Source organism: Neobacillus sp. 114 (assembly GCF_030127045.1).
GTDB lineage: Bacteria > Bacillota > Bacilli > Bacillales > Cytobacillaceae > Neobacillus > Neobacillus rhizophilus.
The window spans coordinates 269524-294000 of the sequence record NZ_CP126144.1; the positions used below are offsets into that span (position 1 = coordinate 269524).

The 24477-nt window shown below is 42.4% G+C and carries 15 protein-coding genes and 2 riboswitches; of the genes, 13 read left to right on the forward strand and 2 right to left on the reverse strand.

Annotation, left to right across the window (positions count from 1 at the left end; translation table 11 throughout):
• Nucleotides 1–233: 233 nt before the first annotated feature.
• Together QNN06_RS01455 and QNN06_RS01460 are read left to right on the forward strand one after the other, a co-directional pair.
• Complete coding sequence (locus QNN06_RS01455; RefSeq protein WP_284036798.1) at nt 234–989, forward strand: response regulator transcription factor; 756 nt, start codon at nt 234–236, stop codon at nt 987–989.
• Nucleotides 990–1323: 334 nt separating this feature from the next.
• Nucleotides 1324–5073 carry a carbohydrate-binding domain-containing protein gene (locus QNN06_RS01460; protein ID WP_284036799.1) on the forward strand — a complete coding sequence of 1250 codons (3750 nt, stop codon included), beginning with the start codon at nt 1324–1326 and terminating at the stop codon, nt 5071–5073.
• Nucleotides 5074–5187: 114 nt separating this feature from the next.
• Here QNN06_RS01460 and QNN06_RS01465 read toward each other — a convergent pair whose 3' ends face one another.
• Entirely contained in the window at nt 5188–6171 is a 984-nt protein-coding gene (locus QNN06_RS01465) for an L-lactate dehydrogenase (RefSeq protein WP_284036800.1), read from the reverse strand.
• Nucleotides 6172–6341: 170 nt separating this feature from the next.
• Nucleotides 6342–7691: a sigma-54 interaction domain-containing protein gene (locus tag QNN06_RS01470; protein WP_284036801.1), complete on the reverse strand. Its 1350-nt coding sequence runs from the start codon at nt 7689–7691 to the stop codon at nt 6342–6344.
• Nucleotides 7692–8033: 342 nt separating this feature from the next.
• Between QNN06_RS01470 and QNN06_RS01475 the strand changes: the two genes are divergently transcribed.
• The 11 genes from QNN06_RS01475 to QNN06_RS01525 all read left to right on the forward strand — a co-directional run bounded on the left by QNN06_RS01475 (nt 8034) and on the right by QNN06_RS01525 (nt 24416).
• The gene (locus tag QNN06_RS01475) at nt 8034–9119 is read left to right on the forward strand and encodes an aromatic ring-hydroxylating oxygenase subunit alpha (RefSeq protein WP_213121178.1); all 1086 of its coding nucleotides are present in this window, start codon (nt 8034–8036) and stop codon (nt 9117–9119) included.
• Nucleotides 9116–10567, forward strand: a complete 1452-nt coding sequence (locus QNN06_RS01480) for an aldehyde dehydrogenase family protein (protein WP_284036802.1) — start codon at nt 9116–9118, stop codon at nt 10565–10567. The genes QNN06_RS01475 and QNN06_RS01480 overlap by 4 nt, the downstream gene beginning before the upstream one ends.
• On the forward strand, nt 10567–11655 hold the full coding sequence (locus QNN06_RS01485; protein ID WP_284036803.1) for a tartrate dehydrogenase: 1089 nt from the start codon (nt 10567–10569) through the stop codon (nt 11653–11655). The genes QNN06_RS01480 and QNN06_RS01485 overlap by 1 nt, the downstream gene beginning before the upstream one ends.
• Before the next feature lie 219 nt (nt 11656–11874).
• Nucleotides 11875–13416, forward strand: a complete 1542-nt coding sequence (locus QNN06_RS01490) for a BCCT family transporter (protein ID WP_213121176.1) — start codon at nt 11875–11877, stop codon at nt 13414–13416.
• 350 nt (nt 13417–13766) lie between these two features.
• Nucleotides 13767–15494 carry a CocE/NonD family hydrolase gene (locus QNN06_RS01495; RefSeq protein WP_284036804.1) on the forward strand — a complete coding sequence of 576 codons (1728 nt, stop codon included), beginning with the start codon at nt 13767–13769 and terminating at the stop codon, nt 15492–15494.
• A 126-nt stretch (nt 15495–15620) separates the two neighbouring features.
• A complete protein-coding gene (locus tag QNN06_RS01500) occupies nt 15621–16478 on the forward strand; it encodes a 5'-methylthioadenosine/S-adenosylhomocysteine nucleosidase (RefSeq protein WP_481819236.1) in 858 nt (285 codons plus the stop codon).
• A 132-nt stretch (nt 16479–16610) separates the two neighbouring features.
• On the forward strand, nt 16611–17567 hold the full coding sequence (locus QNN06_RS01505; protein ID WP_213121174.1) for an AAA family ATPase: 957 nt from the start codon (nt 16611–16613) through the stop codon (nt 17565–17567).
• Between the two features lies 1 nt (nt 17568).
• The gene (locus QNN06_RS01510) at nt 17569–18786 is read left to right on the forward strand and encodes a DUF58 domain-containing protein (RefSeq protein WP_213121173.1); all 1218 of its coding nucleotides are present in this window, start codon (nt 17569–17571) and stop codon (nt 18784–18786) included.
• On the forward strand, nt 18786–20975 hold the full coding sequence (locus QNN06_RS01515; RefSeq protein WP_284036805.1) for a transglutaminase TgpA family protein: 2190 nt from the start codon (nt 18786–18788) through the stop codon (nt 20973–20975). The genes QNN06_RS01510 and QNN06_RS01515 overlap by 1 nt, the downstream gene beginning before the upstream one ends.
• 33 nt (nt 20976–21008) lie before the next feature.
• Nucleotides 21009–21109, forward strand: a riboswitch (purine riboswitch).
• A 146-nt stretch (nt 21110–21255) separates the two neighbouring features.
• Complete coding sequence (guaA, locus tag QNN06_RS01520) at nt 21256–22776, forward strand: glutamine-hydrolyzing GMP synthase (RefSeq protein ID WP_217037468.1); 1521 nt, start codon at nt 21256–21258, stop codon at nt 22774–22776.
• A gap of 101 nt (nt 22777–22877) precedes the next feature.
• Nucleotides 22878–22979, forward strand: a riboswitch (purine riboswitch).
• Between the two features lie 108 nt (nt 22980–23087).
• On the forward strand, nt 23088–24416 hold the full coding sequence (locus QNN06_RS01525; protein WP_213121171.1) for an NCS2 family permease: 1329 nt from the start codon (nt 23088–23090) through the stop codon (nt 24414–24416).
• The last annotated feature ends 61 nt before the right edge of the window (nt 24417–24477 follow it).

Below are 24477 nucleotides of genomic sequence, written 5' to 3' on the forward strand. Positions count from 1 at the left end.
CTTCCAATCATCATTCTTGCCTAATTGAATCCGATCTGGCTTAACAGCAGTATTACATCAGTTTGAAAGCGCTTCAAAAAACTAAACCTGTTTTGCGGCGATTTACAGTGGTTTAACTCGTCTGAATATTACATGGATAATATTTCGGATTACGAAATATAAGCATTCCGAAGGAGTCCTGTTGATATCAAATTGCCGTTTCCGCCCCGGTAATGAATTAGGAGGCATGAGAAATGAAAAAAATATTACTTGTAGACGATGAAAGATGGGGAAGGACCGCCATCAGACGGACTATCGAAAAGACTGGTCTGCCGGTTATGGTCTGCCACGAAAGCAGCAATGGTTCAGAAGCGCTGCACTGGCTGAAAACCAATCATGCAGACCTAATTATGGCGGATATTCGGATGCCTGTCATGGATGGCTTAACATTCTTGGAGCAATTGCGTTCGGTCAATCAAAGACAAGCAGTTGTGATGATTAGCGGTCACGATAATTTTTCCTTTGCCCAGCAATCTCTAAGGGCAGGTGCATTCGATTATTTACTAAAGCCTGTAGAAGTTGAGGAAATGACAGTCTGTTTAGAAAGATGGCTCAATCTTTGTGTGGATTTCGTTGAGCAGAGTGAAGAGAAATCGGATCCAAATCCATTGGAAAAGTCCACTGTGGAACATGTGGTAGAGTTCATCAAATCCAGGGTGCCAGGTGAAGTGACCTTGACGGAGGCAGCAAAGGAGGTCCACTTGAATCCAAGCTATTTAAGCCAGCTTTTTAAGCGCCAAATGAATCAAAATTTTTTGGATTATGTTCAGCAATTGCGTATGGACGAAGCGGAGCGGCTGCTCACACGCACATCTCTTAGAATAACAGAAATAGCCCATCGTCTTGGCTATGCGGATTTGTCATATTTCAGCAACACATTTAAAAGAATAAAAAGAAAAACACCTTCAGAATTTCGCAAATCGTTTCAACGCGGCAAGGTCAGTGTTTAGAAAGAATTGCGCAGTGGGTAATGACAACGAAACATCCAATCTCTTAAAGCCAGGAGCATGATCTGGCTTTTTCTTTTTCCAGCGCTCTCTAAGTCAGACTGATCCCACCATTATGTGCCATTTTACCCATTTCATTATAACAGCCAAATAATCTAAAAATTTCTAAAAAATATATAAAAACTACCCCTTATGGCACAGCGGCATCTGCTATACAATCTTTGTATACGCTCCCAAGAAGGACCGAACAATTCTATGGCTGTTTCAGGAAGGAGGATGTAAACCAAAACATAAGCGAGTGGATATCTGGTTAAATAAACAATAAGGGAGTGGAAGGATGACAAAGATAGTGAAAAAAGGATTTTCAGCAATGGCTTTTTTGGTGCTCTTATTTTCGACTGTATTAGCCTCACTCGGGGAAGGCTTTCACGCAACCGCATCTGCCGCTGAAACCCAAGAAATCAAGAATGATCAACTCGAAGGCAGTGGCAAGGTACCTGAAAAGCTATCAATTATACCATCAGAACAAGGCATAAATATTTTTGCTGTCTCCAATGATGCGATTACGCTTACTGCGGGTGATACGTTTATTTATACAGTCGATACCCCTGAAGGTCAGGGGCGCACCACGTTAGAAATCAAAACAGTGGGGGAACTATTCAATCAAATTACTTCCAAAGCAGCTGTACCCCAAACATATGCCGTGAAGGATGTAAATGGGTTAGTAAAACAACCGACAGATGGAATCAGCCAAGGTGATGTTCTAACCGTAACGGCAGGAGAGGATTCCTACGATTACCAGATTAAAGTTATCGAAGGTGCCGTCCGCGGCAAAATGGAACTCGAAGACAACGAAATTACGGAAAAGACCGAATCGGATGTTGTATTGAATTTCTTTGCAGGAATGAGAAGTCCGGCAACAGAGGTGGTTCTTAAAGTTCCAAAGGGTATAAATGCCACGATGGATAACACCACTGTCAATGTAATTGGCAGAGGGGAAGTCAAGCTTTCTGGGCTTGAGACACAGTCCATCGGCAGAGTCGGGGAAGGATATCGTTTCCAAAAAGTAGGGACGGTCAAGATTGATAACAACAAGGACGGCAGCCAAGTCATCACTTTCAAGGGTCTCGATTTAAGACCGGCAAATGGAGCGGATCTGCAAATCACCTTTAAGGATGTATCTATAAAAAAAGGCAGCTATCAGTTTGAGGCTTCCTACACGACCTCTGAACCGGAAGTATTACCAAGTCCATCATGTACTGTCAGCTTAAATGTGGTTAAAACGATAAGCAACTTTCATAGAGTTTTAGATAAGAGCCTAACATATAAGGAAAATAGCGAAACTTACACGAAGGCTAAATTCCGCTGGACTGCTCCGAAGCATGCTGCCTTCATCAAGTTGATGCAGTCAACAGATAAGGGAACAACCTGGACGGAAAGCTATGCAAAAGTGGATAAACAAAGTGGAGAAGTTGAGGCTCAGAACCTGGCTCCGAATACAGAATACTACTTTAGGCTCGCCGTCACCGGCGGGGAGAATAACGGAGAATCAAATATTGCTAAATTCTATACAGGAAAATTTAACGCTAAGCTTATGGGTGCAAAGGGTGACGGAACCGCTGATGATACAGAGGCCATAAATAATGCGATTGCGTACCTTAATTCGATTGGCGGAGGGACGCTGCTGTTTGAGAATGGTAAGTTTAATGTAAGAACCGTACATCTGCTAAGCAATGTCTACTTATATGTTGATAAAGATGCAACGATTGCCGCATTAAAAGGCGGAGATGCCCCTGAGTCAGCTTATTTTTCAGATAAAGCTTATCGCTCGGGTACATCCCCTACAGACACAGGGCCATACCGTGATCCTGAAAATTACATGACGAAGCAGGATGTTGGCCACACATACTTTAGGAACAGTATGTTCTTTGGTGAAAGGGTCGACAATGTCAAAATTATTGGAAATGGACGAATTACTGGCAATGGCAATCTTGTGACTAGTGATGGGGTCATGAATAATGCCCCAGATAATCGCACAGATAAGATGGTTACCTTAAAGCTAAGCACCAACTTTGAATTTGGCGGTTTAGATAATGGACTTGATTTGTGGTATGAAGAGACAGATTCACCAACCACAGACGAGCCCTATTATATTAAAAGCATCGACAAAGACGGAAAAAATGAAGTGAAGCAAAAAGACATAAGCAATATGCTGAGAGTGGATAATGCCGGTCACTTTGCATTGCTGGCAACCGGCACGGACCATATCAACACGCATGACTTTTATTATGATAAAGGAAAAGGCGGACAGGCCAGGGACGTATTTGACTATATGGAAAGCAGCTATGTCACGGCTAAAAACATCTATGCCAAAGGGACTTCCGATGACATTGTCAAACCGGGCAGCGACTCTTCATTAGGGTTTACAAGACCTGCCACTGATTTTTATGTCCGCAATATTATTGGCGACACAAACTGTAATCTATTCCAGATTGGCAGCGAAACAGCAGACGACATCAGAAATGCGTATGTCGATAATATTTATGTATTAGCAGGAAATAAAGCGGGATTCTCGATTTCAACCAATGACGGCGCAACCGTTGAAAATATTTACTTGAATTCAGGCAAAACAGGGCCAATCCACCATGAGGCTCAGATGCGGCGCACCCGGGCACCATTCTTCATTTCAATCTCCAATCGGGGCCGGGTGATTGGCGGACAAGCGCAGCGGATGAAATTTATGGAAAACGGTGTGCAACGTGATGAACTATTAAGTACAAACGTTAATATCGGACACGTGAGAAACATTTACATTAAAGATGTAAATATTGAACAGGTTTACCAAGGAAGCCAATACGGCGACCCATCCAAGCGCTGGGTTCCTTATACCAATCAAAGTAAGGCAACACCGATTATTGCTGGTTATAAGGTTGGTGAGGGCGGTCCGCAACTGCCGGATGGACGCAGTATCGGTTATATCGAGAATGTAAACTTTGAAAACGTCGATATTTTAGTAAAGGGCGGCAACAGTTATGCTGATTCACATATCAGTCCTCCTGAGCTAGGTGTTGGCAAGTACAATGTTGGTGACTTCGGTGTACAGCCTGCCTACGGATTCTGGGCAAGACATGTCGATGGACTGACGTTCAAAAATGTAACGACAAATTTTGAGAAAAATGATGATCGCTATGCTTTTGTGTTAGACGATGTTAAAAATGCGGTGCTGGACCGTTTAACAATGGTTATAGGGGAAAATAACCCAAGTGTCATACAATTAAAAAATTCCAGCAATATTACCGTGAAAAATGCTGCTTTTTATAAGAAGACTTGGGGCAATCAGCTGACGCCGCTTGAGGACTTAGTCAATGCAACTGTGACAGATGGTCAAGCGTATCCGCCAATTGTAAAGGATCCGCATAATACCTCAATTCAATTGAAACGAGACGGTCATGACAATATTACCAATCTGGACACGGAGGGAAATACCATTACGACGGTTTTGGGTACTACAGTAACTGACTTGACCAGTCAAATTGAGTCAACTGATGGGACGGCACAGACTTACTCCGTCACCGGTTCCTCAGGTCATCCAAAGGATTCAGGTGTGCTTGAAACAGGGGATATTCTGGTTGTGACCGCCGAAGACGGAACGACAAAAGCAAATTATCGGATCATTGTTCCGCTTGAGATATTGATTGAAGGGGAGTCGCAAATCAATTCGGTTACTAAAAGTATACCAAGTATTACACTCTCCACTTCATCAACGAATGGAATTTACTATTTACAGACCAATTCCGTACCAGTTGGAGAGTGGATTCAATTCAATATCGATGTTCCAACGGCAGGCACTTATGATGTGTCTTATCAATATAAGACCAATACAACAGGAAGGGCAACGGTTCAGGCATATGTAAATGGTGAAGCGAAAGGGGAAGCGGTCAATCAACTTAGTTCAACGGCCAATCAATATATTCCTGTGGATTTAGGCCAGGTGACATTCCCGGCTGCAGGCACCTATCCAATTCGGTTTCAAGCCACAAAAGCCGGCTCCATTGTGATTGATTATATAAAATTAACACGAAGATAAGCGGCGGCTAAGGACTGTAGGTTGCAGGAGAACCCTTGGCGCATTATTAACATATTTTGAAAAAGCAAAAACCACTTCCTATGAATGAACCTAGGGAAGTGGTTTTTTATGTTTTTAGAGTGAATGATGGATTTTACCTGTCTTTGCCACCTTCATCGCTTCTTTAATATACTCCGCAGATTGATGCAGCCATTCCATTTCTTGAGAATCAATTGAAATTTCCAATTGCTGCTCTACACCATTTCTGCCGACGATGCATGGCATACTTAAGGCAACATCACCGTCGTAGCCGTATTGTCCGTGTAAGGTAGTGCACACAGGATAAACACTGCGTTCATCCAGCAAAACAGCCTTAGCTAGTGTAACTGCGGCCTGGGCAACACCAGCATTGGTCCACCCTTTACCATTTAACACATCAAAGGCTGCCTTTACTACCTGCTGCTTAACTCGCTCCCGGCTTAATGGCTCTTTTCCTTGAAAGACTTGGTCTAATTCTTTTTCGCCAAAGCCTTGCACATTTAAGCGACTTAATACTGGGAACGCTGTATGGCCGTGTTCGCCCATCATATATCCTGTCACGCTTTTTGGATCGATGCCATAATTGTCGGCAATGATTTTACGAAGGCGGGCAGAATCAAGCATCGTGCCGGTTCCAAATACCCGTCCTTTCGGATAGCCAAATTCATTTTCTGCTATGTAGACCATGGTATCTAATGGATTTGTGATCAAAATAATGATGGCGTCTTTTGTATATTTCGTAATTCCCGTCATGACTTCACGAATGACTTCGGCGTTGACCGCGGCTAATTGGGCTCTGTCCGGCATCTTATCATCTTCGCTTTTTAGCATGCTCGGGCCGGCAGCGCAGATAATCACATCTGCATCGGCACATTCGGAATAGTCCCCGGCACGGACCGATGTGTTCGACATATAGGTAAGAGCGGTTGCATGCGCTTGGTCAAGCGCTTCGCCAAAAGCAACATCCTTATCGATATCAATGACTGCAATTTCCGCAAATAATCCTAATTTCATGGCATCTGCCAGAACATAAGAGCCGACATGGCCCACTCCTACTACAACTAACTTATTTCTTTTCATTGGTTTACCTCCTAAACAATCAATGTAAATATTTTATCACAATAGGGATAATATTTTTACTATTTAAAAATTTTGTTCATTCCAACGTGCCCTCCATACCTATAATAAAAGACCAAGGGAAACCCCCTTGGCCTTTTTTGGCTATATTTCTATTATCCATTCATCCAAATCTACTCTTCGACTTCCCCGCAATACTGGCTGATTAGCTTTACCGCCCGAGTTTGGCTGATGTTTAAATCCTTCGCAACTTTTCTAGAACTCTTATTTTTTTTATAAGACTGGCCCACTAACGTTTTTTTGACATGTTCAATGGCATCGTCAAGCCTTGCCGGGAGGCCGTACTGAGTATGCGGCTGGATGTTTTGTGTGATGAGCTCAGGCAGGTCGCACCTCTGGATGGTCGAGTCGCTGGTGACAACGAGCCTTTCCATCACATTTTCAAGTTGCCGGATGTTTCCCGGCCAAGAGTACTCATGAAAGATATCCAAGCATTCTTGAGAGATAATCTTATTCATTTCATACTTTTTATTAAACTTATATAAAAAATTATAGGTCAGCGGTATAATGTCTTCTCTGCGTTCTCTTAACGGGGGAAGGTGGATATCGATAATATTCAGACGGTAAAATAAATCCTCGCGAAAAACTTTGTTCCCCACCATTTCGACTAAATCACGGTTTGTCGCGGCGATTATCCGGACATCCACCTTTTTCATTTCGTATCCGCCAATTGGAAGGTACTGTTTTTCCTGGATGACCTGCAATAATTTTGCCTGCAAGGATAAAGGCAGTTCACCGATTTCGTCGAGAAACAGTGTCCCTTGATCCGCTATCTCCAGAAGCCCCTTTTTGCCGTGCTTGCTGGCACCGGTAAATGCTCCTTCGGCATAACCGAAAAGTTCTGATTCGAGCAGGTCTTCAGGCAGGGCTGCACAATTAAGCTTCAGAAATGTTTTGTTTTTCCGCTTGCTTATGTCATGAATGTACTGAGCCAGTACGCCCTTTCCTGTTCCGGATTCCCCCTGAATTAATATGGTTGAATCTACCTTCGCGATTTTTTCACAGACCTTCAGAATGTCCTTCATTTTTTGACAATTCGTGATTGGAGTGGAGTGAGGAGATTCTGCTGGGTAATTTTCTCTTTCTTTTTTAATCTGCTTAAACGTTTGCATCTCTTGTGAGGTAGTGACAATTAGTTCGATTTCATTTTCCTCGTTTAATATGGGAACTGCCGTCGTTAATAGCTCAGCCCCAATATAGGTGGATTGCCTGATAGTAACTGGCTTTTTTTCCTTAAAAACCAAAGGTACAATCGAGGGCTTCCAATACCCCATTTCAAATAATTCCGCATTTTGTTTTCCAACCACATCCTCCGGCTTTAAACCATAATGCTTTTCGCAAACACTATTAACAAAAATAATCCTTTGATCCCGGTCAATAACAAATATTTCATCAGAAGAATGGTCTAAGATCTTTCTTAATGTTTCACCTGTTATTTCGGGTATTTGTATATTATCTAACATAGGAGGACAGCTCCCTACTCGGTTTGAGTTGATTGTAATTCAAGTGAGTTGAAAACGACTCTATTTTAACACGAGAAGTGAATGAAAATTGACACTTTTCCTAATTATAACGCGTTTTTAATAATTGGCACGATACTTGCATTAATAAAAGATAAGTGATTTAAATCACACTAATTCAATTTAACAAAATATTCGTTCCTTTGTAAACGGTTTATTTGTATTCAACCGTTTATTAGGAACAAGTAAGATGAATTGATTCTGACTCAATCTAGTTATCTAGAAGATTCATAGCAATTTATCTTGTTAATAAAAAATTTTTAAGAATAAAAGGAGAGAATTGGTATGGCAACTTATAATCCAGTAGTAAACAAGTCGAATAAAGTCTATGAAAGAACATTAACTTATGATTTATACACAGACCCAAAGGTGTATCAGCAGGAAATGAATGATGTGTTCGCTAAGTCATGGCAGCTAGTCGGTCATGTAAGCCAAGTTGAGAAAGTCGGCCAGTTCTTTACCTGTGAAGTTGCAGGCGAGCCAATTCTTGTTACCCGCGGCAAAGACGAAGTGATCCGTGCATTCTACAATGTCTGCCCCCACCGTGCAACAAAACTTGAAAAAGAAGACGCTGGAACGAAGAAAATTTTTGCCTGCGGCTACCACGGTTGGACATTCCATTTAGATGGACAGTTGAATAAGGCACCAAACTTCACTGGGGAAGATGCCCATTGTGTCAGCGACCGCTGCTTACGATCTGTAAGAATGGAAATTGGAGAGGGACTCATTTTCGTTAATCTTGATGATAATGCTTCACCTTTAGCTGAAGTGTACGGCGATTTCTTCGATCGTCTAGCAAAGTTCCCATTCTTAGGGGAACTTAAGAGAATTAACCAAAAAACCCGTGTGATTAAAGCAAACTGGAAAGCGTTTATCGACAACTATTTAGAGTGTGACCACTGCCATGTTGCACACCCTAGCTTTGTAGCAACTCTTGATATGAAAAACTACCAAATTGTTACTTGCCAAAACTATTCCGTTCAAGCATCAGTGGTTAAACCGGATAAAACAATGGGTACAACAGACTTAAATGAAGCAGAATTCCAAGGCGGGGAGTTCTACTGGTTATGGCCAAACCTAATGGTAACTATCTATCCAGGACCTGCCAATATGGCAACCATTCAAATGGTTCCGATTGACCACGAAACAACTTTAGGAGTATATACTTACTATTTCAGGGATGAGAATTTATCCCAAGAAGAACAGGATCTTGTAACATTTGCGGAGCAAGTAAGACAAGAAGATGTGGAGTTAGTAGAGTTGGAGCAGATTGGATTTCGATCCCGTGCCTTTAACCAAGGAGTTTATTCTTCCTCCGAAAAGGCAATTGTACAATTCCACGACATGGTATTGGAGGCGTTAGGACGATGAGTAAGGTGGCAGCAGCTAAGAAAAAGCATTTGTTTATTAATGGAGCAGACGTAGAGGCGGCAGAATATGCCCCTCTTTACTCCCCATATTCTGGAGAACTGATTGCTGAGATTGCGATGGCAGATGAAAAACTGACAAAGGACGCGATAAAATCAGCTCAAGCCGGATTTCAAGTAATTTCCAAAACGCCGTCCTATCAGCGGGCAGCCATTTTGGAAAATGTCGTAAAACTCTTGGAAGAAAGGTTAGACCAAGCGGCGGAAGTTATTTCAAAAGAGTCTGCTAAGCCGATTTCTTTTGCAAGAGGAGAGGTTTCAAGAACAATCGAAACCTATAAATTCGCGGCGGAAGAGGCAAAAAGAATTCATGGGGAAACCCTTCCTTTTGACGCTTCTCCTGGTGGAGTAGGAAGAATCGGTTATACTCTCCGGAAGCCGATTGGGGTGATCGGTGCGATTACGCCGTTCAACTTCCCTATGAATCTAGTGGCCCATAAGGTAGGGCCAGCGATTGCATCAGGCAATTCCATCGTGTTAAAGCCGGCTTCGCAAACACCATTATCCGCTCTTTACATTGCAGAGCTTTTCAAAGAGGCAGGCCTTCCGGACGGTGTATTAAATGTGGTAACGGGTTCTGGTTCGGTTGTAGGGGAAGCAATCATCCGCGATGACAGAGTAGCGATGATTACATTTACCGGCAGCCCGGCAGTTGGAATTGCGATTCGCAACAAGGCGGGATTGAAAAGAACGACTTTAGAACTTGGCTCTAATGCGGCAGTTATTTTAGATAAAGATACAAATATTGACCAAATTATCGACCGCTGTGTGATGGGGGCTTTCTCCAACCAAGGCCAAGTATGCATTTCCTTACAGCGGGTGTATGCCCATGAAGATGTGTACGATCAATTTGTTGAAAAGTTTGCGGAGGCGGCAAAACTATTAAAAATAGGTGACCCGTTAAACCCTGATACGTATATATCCGCGTTAATTTCCAAAAAAGAAACAGAGCGCGCGGCAGCCTGGATTGAAGAAGCGAAGCAAAATGGCGCAAAGATAGCAGCTGGCGGTAATCTTACAGAAGATGGAGTTTTAGAGCCGACCATTATTACCAATGTCGATCCGAAGCAAAAGGTGTCCTGCCAGGAAGTATTTGCTCCGGTTGTGATTGTGAATAAGGTAGGTTCCGTTGAAGAAGCAATTGAATATGTAAATGATTCAAGATACGGGCTGCAGGCCGGGGTTTATACAAAAAATGTTGATAAGGCTTTGCTTGCAAGCGAAACGCTAGAAGTCGGGGCTGTGATGATTAACGACATTCCGACTTTCCGGGTAGACCATATGCCATATGGCGGTGTGAAGGAAAGCGGAACTGGTCGCGAAGGGATCAAATATGCAGTTGAGGAAATGACAGAATTGAAATTAGTTGTTTGGAACCGAGGAGACAAATAATGAGCACATATAAAATTGCTGTAATACCCGGGGATGGAATCGGCCCCGAGGTATTGCAGGAAGGAATAAAGGTTTTAAATAAAATTGCAGAGATAGATGGCAGCCTAAAGTTCGAGTACACATATTTTCCATGGGGCTGTGAGTACTATTCTAAACACGGCGTCATGATGGATGAGGATGGAATCGAAAAGCTCAAGGGCTTTGACGCCATTTTTCTAGGTGCAGTCGGATTTCCGGGTGTACCTGACCATATTTCCTTATGGGACTTATTGTTGAAAATCAGAAAAAGTTTTGACCAATACATCAATATCCGTCCAATTAAGTTAATCAATGGCGCACCATGTCGTTTGAAAGATATTAATCGGAAAGATGTGGATATGCTGTTTATCCGTGAAAACAGTGAGGGAGAGTATGCCGGGGCTGGCGATTGGTTATTTAAGGGCCAAGAAAATGAAGTCGTGCTGCAAACCGGAGTATTTTCCCGCAAAGGCACTGAACGGGTGATCCGCTACGCATTTGAAACAGCAAGAAAAGAAGGCAAATCTCTAACTAGTATCAGTAAGGGCAATGCCTTAAACTATTCCATGGTTTTCTGGGATCAAGTATTTGAGGAAGTCAGCAAAGACTACCCGGATGTGAAAACGGCCTCCTATCTCGTTGATGCAGCTGCGATGCTGATGATAACCGACCCGAAACGGTTTGAAGTAGTGGTTACTTCGAATTTATTTGGTGATATTTTAACAGATTTAGGTGCCGCTTTAGCTGGCGGAATTGGACTAGCTGCCGGTGCGAACATTAATCCGGAAAGAGCCTATCCTTCTATGTTTGAGCCAATTCACGGCTCTGCGCCGGATATTGCCGGAAAGGGATTAGCCAATCCGTTAGCGACCATTTGGTCAGCAAGCCAGTTGCTTGACCATTTAGGTTATGAGAACTATGGAAAATTGGTTCTTGATGCCATCGAGGAACTACTTGTGGAAGGTAAGACTTTAACACCAGATATGAAGGGGACCGCCTCAACATCTGAAGTCGGGGACCGGGTGGAAGGTATTGTTAGCTTACTAGGATTATCGGTAATGGTAAAATAATCTTTAAATGCAAGGTACGAAGGCGGGAACTACATATGGATCCGGTCCCGCCTCGTCCTATAGTTCGTTATAGTTAATAGAGTCGAAACTCAAACACATAAAGACGGTTTTATTGATTTATTTATTTGAATTTTCGATTATTTGCATCATCCTTTTTTATTATTAGAAATCGTAATCGCTTACACATTAAACTTTTTTTGTACATGAAGGGGTGTTCAGATGAGCAGCAAGAAAGCTGTTTTTCATATTTCTTTAGTTCTAAGTCTGTTGCTAATCAGTGTTGGTATTTTTGCTCCAAAACAATTGGAGAACTTCTCTAATTCATCATTAAGCTTTATTTATAACAACTTAGGCTGGTTTATTCTTGGAAGTGTGTTTGTTTTCTTTGCATTTTGTATGTATATTGCCATTTCAAAATTTGGTCATATCCGATTAGGTGATGATTCCGATCGTCCGGAATATAAAACGGCCACATGGATTGCCATGCTTTTCAGTGCATCAATTGGTATCAGCCTTGTCTTTTGGGGTGTTGCTGAACCTGTCTCCTATTATATTGATCCTCCGTTTGGAAAAGCATCTTCTGAGCAGTCGGCAAAGCTGGCTATGCAAATTGTTTATCTACACTGGGGAGTTTCCGCGTGGGCATGCTATGCAGTTGTAGGTGTTTCTTTAGCGTTTTTCCAGTTTAGAAAGAAATTGCCATCATCTTTAAGTTCTGTTTTTTATCCATTAGTTGGTGACAAGATTAAGGGCTCTTTCGGTAAATTCATTGATATTATTGTAACTTTATCAATTGTTATTGGAATTGCTACTTCCCTAGGTTTTGGAACATTGCAAGTAAACAGCGGGATGCATTATCTTTGGGGTATTCCGGTAGGTTTTTATATTCAGGTTATCATCATTGCTGTTACAACGATTCTCTATCTTTCATCATCAGTTTCTGGACTGCAGGCCGGCATTAAACACTTATCTAATCTTAATATGCTTCTAGCATTTGCTTTATTAGGATTTATGTTGATTCTTGGACCTACACAATCCATCTTAAAAATCTTTTTGCAAGGAATTGGGGATTATGCCCAAAACTTTATCGGCATGTCCTTTCGCATGGAGCCGTATAATGCCGGGAAGGGTGAATGGATTGGCAGTTGGACGCTGTTCTACTTTGGCTGGTGGATTGCATGGGCTCCGCTTGTAGGAAGTTTTGTTGCGAGGATTTCTAAAGGAAGGACCATTAAGGAATTTATGATGGGTGCTGTCTTCATCCCGGTACTCGGGTCCTTCTTATGGTTTGCTGTTATGGGTGGTTCGGCACTCGACTTAATTCAAAATCATGGTAAAACAGCAATTGCTGAAGCTGTTTCTTCAGATGTAACATCTGCCTTATTTAAGTTTTTTGATTTCTTCCCAATGAGTTCGTTCTTATCTGTCTTGGCAATGGTACTCGTGATTATTTTCTTTATTACATCTGCGGATTCAGCTATTTTTGTATTGGGAATGATCAGTGAAAACGGTAATCCCAATCCTACTCAAATTACTAAAATCATTTGGGGTGTCGTCATTGCTGCGGTTTCTGCTGTTCTAATTTTAACTGGCGGCTTAAAGGGACTGCAATCAGCGCTTGTCGCAACATCCATCCCGCTGGCCATTTTAATGTTGGTCATGTGTTATTCAACCTTCAAAGGGCTCAAAGGTGAATTAGTTCAGACACCAAGTAACAAAAAAGCTAGAAATACAGAAACTCTTGAAAAAAGGGCATTATAAAAAATAACAACCTCTCCTAATAATGAACATTCATATTAGGAGAGGCATAGTTTCTCAAAGTGTCAACCAAATTTTCTGATTATTATAAATATTATATATCGAATTTTTCGAAATTAACCTCTTCGAACTTTTGTTATACAGCAAATCAATCACCACTCCGAAAAGGCAGGAATTTAACCCTGTGCAGAAATGGATTGCTTTACTAACCATCATTCCCGCGATTGGCTCCTTAACTGTTGGTTGCCATGCTTACCGTTAGTGGTATGGCAAGCAGGTTATATTCGATGCAAGAACCATTAATAAACGATATCAACTCCTAAAAATAGAGAGGGAAAAGGAGAAAAATTGAAATGGCCTCAATGCAAATTTTAGTTGAAAAAAATGTCCCCTGTACGTTAAGAGATGGCACCATTTTATATGCTGATGTTTACAGGCCGAACGATGGGAATCAATATCCTGTTTTACTTACACGTTTGCCCTATAACAAAAATGAACGATATTATTCTCATCGTTATTTGGACACGCACCGTTTAGTGGAAAATGGCTATGTAGTGATTATTCAGGATGTAAGAGGACGATTTTCTTCGGAAGGGGACTTTTATCCTTTTAAACACGAAGGAAATGATGGCTATGATGCGGTTGAATGGACAGCGGGACTGCCATATTCTGATGGAAACGTCGGGATGTTTGGTTTGTCGTATTACGGTTATACACAATTGCTTGCTGCAGCCGAAAATCCACCCCATTTAAAAGCCATCTTTCCGGCACAAACTTTAAGTGATATTAGAGATGGCGGCTTTTTTCGAAATGGGGTTTATGAGTTAGGCCTGAATATTTCATGGGCACTTGAGTCTATTGCTGGCGATGAGCTTAAACGAAAATATGTGAACCTAGCAGAATATGAAGAAAAGATGCGAGAATTGGCTGAGTATATCGACACGGTTGAAGATTGGTATACAGCTGTACCATTGAGGGAATGGCCGCCGTTAAAAAATTTGGACATCTTAAGCTATTTTTTCGAAATGGCTGAATGGAAACCCGACGATGATGCTTGGAAACAAGTTTCATTGACAGAAGAAAAATTGAAGAAAATAAACGTGCCAGCTTACCATCTTGCTGGTTGGTACGATTGTTTCTTAGGACCTTCAATTGCTAACTTTGTAAAGTTGAAACAGAGCTCAAATCAAACTCAAATGTTAATGATTGGCCCATGGGCCCACGGAAACTTTGGTTTTTCCATCGGGGAACGCAGATTTGGGCTGCATGCTTCAGAAAACTGGATTAACTACAAAGAAGACCTAACGAATCTTCACCTTCGCTGGTTTGATCAGTGGCTGAAAGGGGTCGATACGTGCCTTCTTTCTGAGAAACCAGTTAAGATTTTTGTGATGGGAGAAAACGTGTGGCGTGAAGAGGAGGTTTGGCCATTACCTGACACCACGCATATTCCTTACTATTTTCATAGTGAAGGTGTTGCTAATACTAGATTTGGCAATGGGCAGCTTTCTACCGAACCTCCCAAAAGCGAACCCTTTGACCAGTTTATTTTCAATCCCAAATACCCGGTTCCGACAACAGGGGGCGGGACGTTACTTCACACGGGGGCATTAACTGGGCCTGCTGATCAGCGTGCAGTTGAGGAACGGGAAGATGTCCTCGTTTTTACAAGTCAAGTTTTAGAGGATGAGCTAGAGGTCACAGGACCGATTAAAGTGGTTTTATATGCTAAAACGGATGGGGTTGATACCGATTTCACCGCCAAATTAGTGGATGTACTGCCTAACGGGACCGCCTACAATTTAACGGATGGAATCGTACGGGCAAGCGATGTTTACAAGCGAATCGGTAATGAGGTAAAAGCCTATGAGATTGACCTGTGGGCAACGAGTAATGTTTTTATGCCTGGACATAGAATTAGGGTTGAAGTTTCTTCGAGCAATTTCCCAAGATTTGATGTAAATATGAATAATGGTGGAACAATGCTGACAGATCTGGAATCAAGACCTGCCATGCAAATAATTTATCACGAGGAAGACTATCCATCCCATATAATACTTCCGGTTATTCGCCGAAAGTAAAAAGTTGAGCATTCTTGTTATGAATCTGCCTGAACAAATATATTTCGGCTAAATCAGAGACTACTTCCTGATAATAAGGAGGTAGTCTTTTTGTTAGATTGATTGGAGGAATTTTATGAAAGGGAGATGCAAATTGTGATTGCTAAGAAAATAATCCCAGCAGCCTTAATAGTATTAAGCTTCTTTTTAATGTTTGAAACAGAGGTAAACGCAAAATCAGCACAAAGGCCGATAGTTATCCAAGGGGCCATGCCGGTCGAGGTTGACCAGTTAATTCGGGGATTAGAAAAAGTTAAAAAAGAAAAGTATGGATCGTTTGTTTTTTATAAAGGCGAAATCAACCGCTATCCGGTTATCGTTTCAAAAACAGGGAAAGGAATGGAAAATGCCGCGGCGGCTACGGCCATTGCCCTCGTCAAATATCACCCAATTGCTATTATTAATCAAGGTACATCAGGCGGCCATGTTCCCGATATACATGTTTTTGATATTGTCGTCGGAAAAAGAGTGACCAATATCGGCTCGTTCAAAACAGAAATAAGAGGAAAAAATCAAGGGATTGCCCCGACAACGTGGATGCCTATGGACTTAACCGCTTCAGAGGAAAGTGAGGAAGAGGTGAAGGCGGGGCAAATCCGATATTTCGAAGGAGATAAGGCGTTGTTAGCGGAGGCTATGAAAATAAGGAACCAGTATCACAAAGGAAAAGTTGTCGAAGGTACGATCGGTTCAGCGGATGTATGGAATAACGAAGTGGACCGAATCAATTGGCTGAACAGCCTATTCGGCACCTCTGTGGAAGAAATGGAAGCAGCATCAGCAGCCCAAGTTGCAGAAAGCTTCCAAGTCCCTTTCTTGGGGATTCGAATTGTCACTAATAACATTGTAAACGGTGAAAAATACAACCCCGATACAGAAACAGCAGGCCAGAGTTATGTGTATAAACTTGTTAAAACGTACATTTACAATTTAACAAAAAAGTAAGAAACATTTCCTCCTTATCATCCGTCTAATAGTTGAAATATCTGTGTCTTTTTTACAGGAATTTTTCAAGAAAAAATCGAATACATAGATGGAATGTAATTATTTGGTTTTTTGAATAAGGAGGAGTAAGCCTTGGCCCATGAACAATTGAATCCCACAATAGATAAAATTCTCGCGAACATTGAAAAGGTTATGATTGGAAAAAGAAATGTCGCGGAACTAAGCCTTGTCGCGCTGCTGGCAGGAGGCCATGTTCTGCTTGAAGACGTGCCAGGTGTTGGAAAAACGATGATGGTCCGTGCCTTAGCTAAATCAGTCAATGCCAACTTCCGGAGAATCCAGTTCACCCCAGACCTGCTGCCATCAGATGTAACCGGCGTGTCCATTTACAATCCGAAGGAAATGGAATTTCAATTCCGACCGGGTCCGTTGATGGGCAATATTATCCTCGCCGATGAGATTAACCGGACTTCGCCCAAGACACAGTCTGCACTACTCGAAGGCATGGAGGAAGCAAGTGTCACGATTGACGGCGTAACCCATAAACTCCAAAAGCCGTTTTTCGTCATGGCTACGCAAAACCCAATAGAATATGAAGGTACATATCCGCTTCCGGAAGCACAGCTCGACCGTTTTTTATTAAAAATGAAAATGGGCTACCCCGACATCCATGAAGAAATTGAGGTTTTGAACCGGGCGCAAAAGGTGCCGCCAATCGAGGACCTTCAGCCTGTTATTGATCTGGAGGGCCTGCGCGCCCTGCAACAAGAAGTCAAGGAAGTGTTCGTTGATGATACGATCAAGCGCTATATCGTGGATATCGTTAACCGGACAAGAGGGTATGGAAGTGTTTACCTCGGCGCAAGCCCAAGGGGATCCATTGCCCTGATGAAAGCTGCGCAAGCCTATGCCTTTATTTTTGGACGTGACTATGTGCTGCCAGATGATATTCAATATTTAGCGCCATACGTCCTGTCGCACCGGATTATTTTAAAGTCAGAAGCGAAATTTGAAGGGATCACCTCGGAGGAAGTGGTGAATCGGGTGGTTAACAGAGTTCCTGTTCCTGTCCAAAGGCTTGTGAAATAATATGAAAAAACTAAGGAAATTCACCAAAAGGGCTTGGAAATTTATCCTGTTATTTTTCTTGATCTTCCTGACCTTCTCCTATGCAATGTTCCAAGGGGGATTTGTCAGCTGGTTTCTGTTTTACAGCTTCCTGCCGTTTGCGGTTTATTGCGTTGCACTTTCCTTCTATTCTTTGAACGAACTGGAAGTCAAAAGGGTTCTGTCCAAAACGGACTACAATGCCGGGGAACCGTTAAAAGTAACCGTCCAGATAAGAAGGTCGAAAGGCTTTCCGTTATTTTATTTAATCATCCAAGATAACCTGGACCAATCATTAGAATATGCCGATAAAGCCAGCTCCACGAAGGCCATCTTGTTTCCCGGGTTTAAAAAAGAGTTTACCTATGAATATACCATCGATAAACTGCCGCGCGGCGAGCATTTTTTTCAATCCTTCACCCTAAGGACTGGCGACCCGCTCGGCTTATTTGAAAAGGAAAAAACACACCCAGCTGAAGGGAAAGTCATTGTCTACCCGGCCTATGCCGAGCTCCTCTACCGTCCGTTTGAGCATCAGTATGATCAAGGTTTGACAGCATCCCGAGAACGGGTCCAGCGCGATACGACCATGGCGGTCGGCGTCAGGGACTATCAGCCGGGCGACCGATTTTCTTGGATTAACTGGAAGGCAACCGCCAAGCGGAATGAGATTATGACAAAAGAGTTTGAACAGAGGCAGTCTCATGATGTATTTGTGGTGATGGACTGCGTACCGGATAAACGCTTTGAAGCAGTAGTTTCGTTCACGGCCACCTTACTAAGGGCTGTTTTGAAAAAAGGGGCGCAAACCGGTCTTCTTACCATCAGCAAGGAACGAGCCTCGTTTCCAATCAGAGGCGGGGAACAGCAGATGCAGCAGCTTTTCTATCATCTCGCAAAAATCGAAGCAAAAAGCTTTTTACCGCTAGAAAAGGTCATTGAAGCAGATGGCCTATTTATTCAGCAAACCGTTTCATTCATGCTCGTAACGGCCCAGTTAACCAAGCCTTTGATTGAAAAAGCCAGCTTTCTTGGCCAAAGAAAAGGGGCGATTACCCTTTTCCTCATCAAAGCTGAACATGAAGTGCCTGACGACAATGAACGCTCGCTCATTGTAGTTGCAAACGCCCGCGGCGTCCGTGTGATATTGGTTCATGACGGTCAATTCGCATCTGCCTTCTCGGAGGTGACGTTATATTAATGAAAAGAGATTTCCCAACCTTTCTTTTATATACCTTTGGATTTTTACTGCTTTGGGAGTGGCTTAGGCCGGTAGAACAATTAACAGATACGGACCATATCGAAACGTTTATTGTTTTTTTGATTATTGCGTTTGCCTTGTCCTATCTGCAAATGAAATGGTTTTGGCAATGGCTGATTAAGATTGTTTTCGTTCTTTTTTCGATTAATCGGTTCCATTACAAGGGGGGATTTTTTCACTCCGGATGGTTAGGTTCTTTTTCTGAGGATGTAATTAATAACTTATGGTCCATTGTGGCTAGGAACTGGAATGAACTATCGAATGAATTCCGTACCCTGCTGTTTTTTATCTTGATGTGGATCATGGTCTATCTTATCCATTATTGGCTCCTGCGACAGCAGCGGATCTTTATCTTTTTCTTTATGACGATAATATATATCACGGTTCTTGATACATTTACTGTCTATGATGCCAAAATTGCCATCGTCCGTACTGTGGCGGCCGGTTTTGCCGTCATGGGCATGCTGACGTTTTTCCGCATCAACCGAAGAGAAAATAGCAACAGCAACTCCGCTTTTATAAAAAAATGGATGGTGCCGCTTGTTATTATGGTTGCCTTTAGTGTGATTGTTGGAATTGCCGCTCCGAAGGCGGCGCCTATTTGGCCCGACCCGGTTCCGTATTTAAAAGCGGCGGGTAACAAGGGTGGCAGTGACGGCATCGGCGGTATCAGCCGGATTGGCTACGGGGCGAATGACTCCCGATTGGGCGGTCCGTTTATTGGGGATGATACCACTGTTTTTACGGTTGAGTCGAATGGCAAAAACTATTGGAAGGTTGAAACGAAGGATGTGTATACCGGTAAGGGCTGGCTTGCATCGGGGTCGACAACCATTGATTTTAGACAGTCTGATTTAGTGCCGGTATTATCTATACCAAGTAATGTGGAAACAACCAATGAAACAGCTAAAGTCAATTTGGCTGGGGAGTTTGTTTCTTATGTTGCTTATCCGGCAGGAATTCAAAAGTTCATTGATTTCCAACCAAATCTGCCTGAACAATACCCAATTCAAATTGATACAAATACGGAGAAAATCAGAAATATCGGCAATGTGGATTATACGGTTGATTTTAAAGTTCCTAAATACCAAGCTGTAGATTTAAGAAAAACGACCGGCTATGACCCGGCAGTGATGAACGCGGAGTTTTACAAAAGGTATACCCAGATTCCGGAAGAGCTGCCGCCAAGAATCAAACAATTAACAGAAGAGGTCACCGCTTCCGAAACGAATTGGTTCGACAAAGCCAGGGCAGTGGAGCGGTATTTTGGAAATACAGAATACACCTATGACCAGAAAAATGTCGCTATCCCGGGGGGAAAAGACGATTATGTGGACCAATTTTTATTCGATACGAAAACAGGGTACTGCGATAATTTTTCCAGTTCAATGGCCGTCATGCTCCGCTCGATTGGCATTCCAACCCGCTGGGTAAAGGGATTTACGGGAGGAGAGTTCCTGGAATACAGCCGGGATGACGAAACGAAAGAGCTTTACACAATCACTAATAATAATGCTCATTCCTGGGTAGAGGTATTTATCCCGACTCAAGGCTGGATTCCCTTTGAACCGACAAAAGGGTTCTCAAACAGTATTAACATAGACTTTACATCAGGGCAGACTTCCACAAATACGCAAACACCTGCGCCTGCACCTGTTAAAAAACCGGAAAAGAAGCCGCTCGAAGAAACAGCAAATGTAAAGAAAGATAACTCCTTTGATATCAGGGATATCTGGAGAAATATCCAGTTGTTCTTCAAAAATGAGTGGAAATGGATTGTGTTTGGCGGCATGCTTGCTGCTGCTGTTATTGCGCTTTTGTATCGAATTCGCGGCAAATGGTTCCCGTATCTCGTCATGCTGCGGTACCGTTTTAGGAAAAAGGATGAAACCATCGGTGCAGCCTACTTGATTTTACTAAGTCAGCTCGACCGTTACGGGTTAAAACGTAAGGAAAATCAAACACTTCGTAACTATGCCCGCTATATCGACACGTTCTTCTCGACGAGGGAAATGACGCGCTTAACGCACCGCTATGAGCAGTACATATACAATCAAAACCTGCCCGAGGGAAGCTGGAAGGAAACGCGGGAATTGTGGGAAAATTTAATTAAAAAGACAATCGCTTGACCAAAAAATCAACCTATTGATACAATATGGTGTAATTTAATAGGTGATAACCTTCATATATCCTCGATAATAGGTTCGAGAGTCTCTACCGGGCTGCCGTAAATGGCCTGACTATGAAGGCAGAATTGGTTAAGTATAATCTTTTACGAGAAAACTAGAATTCTGCCTTCCTTTTTCTTATGGGCGGGAATTCTAGTTTTTTTATTATTTGTGAGAAAACGGGAAAACTAAACTAACTTTTATAAAAATAGGGGTGGGCATTTTGTCTGGAAAGCAAGATATGATTGTCGTGTTAGACTTTGGAAGTCAGTATAATCAATTAATCACACGCCGAATTCGCGAATTTGGTATCTACAGCGAACTTCATCCGCATACAATTACAGCAGAAGAAATCCGCAAGATGAATCCGAAGGGAATCATTTTTTCCGGTGGCCCGAATAGCGTGTATGATGAAAATTCCTTCCGCTGTGACGAAGAAATTTTTGAAATGGGTCTGCCGATTCTTGGCATTTGCTACGGAATGCAGTTAATGACTGTTCATTTTAACGGCAAGGTTGAACAAGCGAAGCATCGTGAATATGGAAAAGCTACAATGAAGGTAGAGAACCAATCAGCTCTATTTGACGGTCTGCCGGAAGAGCAGGTTGTCTGGATGAGCCATGGTGACCTTGTTGTAGAAGCACCGGCAGGGTTTACTATTGATGCAACAAGCCCGTCCTGTCCGATTACATCGATGAGCGATGCTGACAGAAGACTTTATGCAGTTCAGTTTCATCCGGAAGTGCGCCATTCAGTTTACGGAAATGACCTTTTGAAGAATTTCGTATTCAACGTTTGCGACTGCAGCGGCGATTGGTCAATGGAGAACTTCATTGAAATGGAAATGGAAAAAATCCGCGCAACTGTCGGAGATAAAAAAGTTCTTTGCGCGCTTAGCGGCGGGGTAGACTCTTCGGTTGTAGCCGTATTAATTCATAAAGCTATTGGCGACCAGTTAACCTGTATTTTTGTCGACCACGGCTTATTAAGGAAAAACGAAGCAGACAGCGTTATGAAGACTTTCACTGAAGGTTTCCATATGAATGTTATCAAGGTTGATGCTAAAGACCGTTTCTTATCAAAGTTAGCAGGTGTTTCTGACCCTGAGAAAAAACGGAAAATTATCGGCAATGAATTTATTTATGTGTTCGATGATGAATCAGCCAAACTTGAAGGCATTGAATTTTTAGCACAGGGAACCCTTTATACCGATATAATCGAAAGTGGTACAGCCACAGCACAAACAATTAAATCCCACCATAATGTCGGCGGGCTTCCTGAGGACATGCAATTTAAATTAATCGAACCATTAAACACTTTATTTAAAGATGAGGTACGTGCGTTAGGTACCGAGCTTGGAATTCCGGATGAGATTGTCTGGAGACAGCCGTTCCCGGGACCGGGCCTTGGCATTCGTGTCCTTGGTGAAATATCGGAGGATAAATTGGAAATTGTCCGCGAATCGGATTGGATTCTCCGTGAGGAAATTAAAAAAGCCGGGCTTGACCGCGATATTTGGCAGTATTTTACCGTGCTTCCGGATATCCGCAGCGTTGGTGTCATGGGAGATACCCGTACGTATGATTATACAATCGGGATTCGCGCGGTCACTTCGATTGACGGGATGACCTCCGACTGGGCACGGATTCCGTGGGATGTCCTTGAAGTCATTTCGACAAGAATCGTAAACGAGGTTCCGCACATCAACCGCGTTGTCTATGACATTACCAGCAAACCGCCTGCAACAATTGAATGGGAATAAAAGTAAGGTAAAAAACGAACGATACTCAAAAAAATTTTTAGTATCGTTCGTTTTTGTTGTTTACAAACATAAAAAACGCTGTTAAAATAAAAATGTCAAATGAAGATATTGTCGAATTGCGTCGTATAATATTGGGGATATGGCCCAAAAGTTTCTACCGAGCCACCGTAAATGGCTTGACTACGAGGCAGTGTTTAATAGAGAGGCATTTTTATTCTTTTCTCTGTTTTCACCTGCCAAGAGTCAACGTTCCGGTAGAATGCCGGAACGTTTTTTTGCATAAAATAAAGGAAAAACAGGGGGAGAAAAGAATGCATAAGTATTTTGAGTTCGAAAAAGTAGGCACAAATTACCGCCGCGAATTTATGGGCGGACTGACTACGTTTTTAGCAATGGCTTATATTTTGGTTGTAAACCCATTAACGTTGTCACTTGCATCAGTTAAAGATCTTCCTGATGCAATGAGAATGGATTATGGAGCAGTGTTTGTAGCTACAGCATTAGCATCTGCATTAGGTTCTATTATTATGGGTCTACTCGGTAAATATCCGCTTGCGTTAGCACCGGGGATGGGATTAAATGCTTTCTTCGCTTATACAGTGGTGCTGGGAAGCGGAATTCCTTGGCAGCATGCTTTGGGTGCTGTATTCATTTCGGGCGTATTCTTCTTTTTACTGACGCTGACAGGTCTTCGGGAGAAAATTATTAATGCCATTCCAATTGAATTGAAACATGCTGTTGGTGCTGGTATCGGCTTATTTATTACCTTTGTCGGATTACAAAGTGCTGGAATTATCGTGAACAACGATGCAACACTTGTTGGTTTAGGAGATTTGTCAGCCCCAGGGACATTACTGGCGATTTTTGGTATCTTAGTAACAGTTATCATGATGACAAGAGGAATTAGTGGTGCTGTATTCTACGGAATGATCATCACGGTAATCGTAGGAATGATTTTTGGCGAAATTAAAATTCCTGACAAAGTTATTGGTCATGTACCAAGTATCTCACCTACCTTTGGTGCTGCGTTTTCTTCCTTTGGAGACAGTTCGTTTTATACAACAGCTATGCTGGGTATTATCCTTACCTTCTTGTTTGTGGATTTCTTTGATAACGCGGGGACACTTGTTGCGGTTGCCGGTCAGGCAGGATTAATGAAGGACGGAAAACTTCCTAATGCAGGAAGAGCCTTGGTTTCTGACTCTGTTGCTTCAACCGTTGGTGCTGTTCTTGGAACATCGACTACCACCTCGTATATCGAATCAACAGCGGGGGTTGCTGCTGGTGCCAGAACAGGATTTGCGTCACTGGTAACTGCTGCATTATTTCTTTTATCATTGTTCTTCTTCCCGGTATTATCAGTCATTACAGCACCGGTTACTGCTCCTGCATTAATTATTGTTGGGGTACTGATGGTTTCTTCTTTAGGAAAAATTGACTGGACTAAGTTTGAAATTGCCGTTCCGGCGTTTTTAACCATTATTGCAATGCCGCTTTCCTACAGTATCGCAACTGGAATCGCGATCGGTTTCATCTTCTATCCGATTACAATGCTGGTAAAAGGCAGATCGAAAGAAATTCATCCGATTATGTACTTGTTCTTTGTTATCTTTGTTCTATATTTTATTTTCTTAAAATAGTCTTGAAAAAGGAGCTGCGATTAATTATACAGCTCCTTTTTTTCTATCTTCAGGCACCATA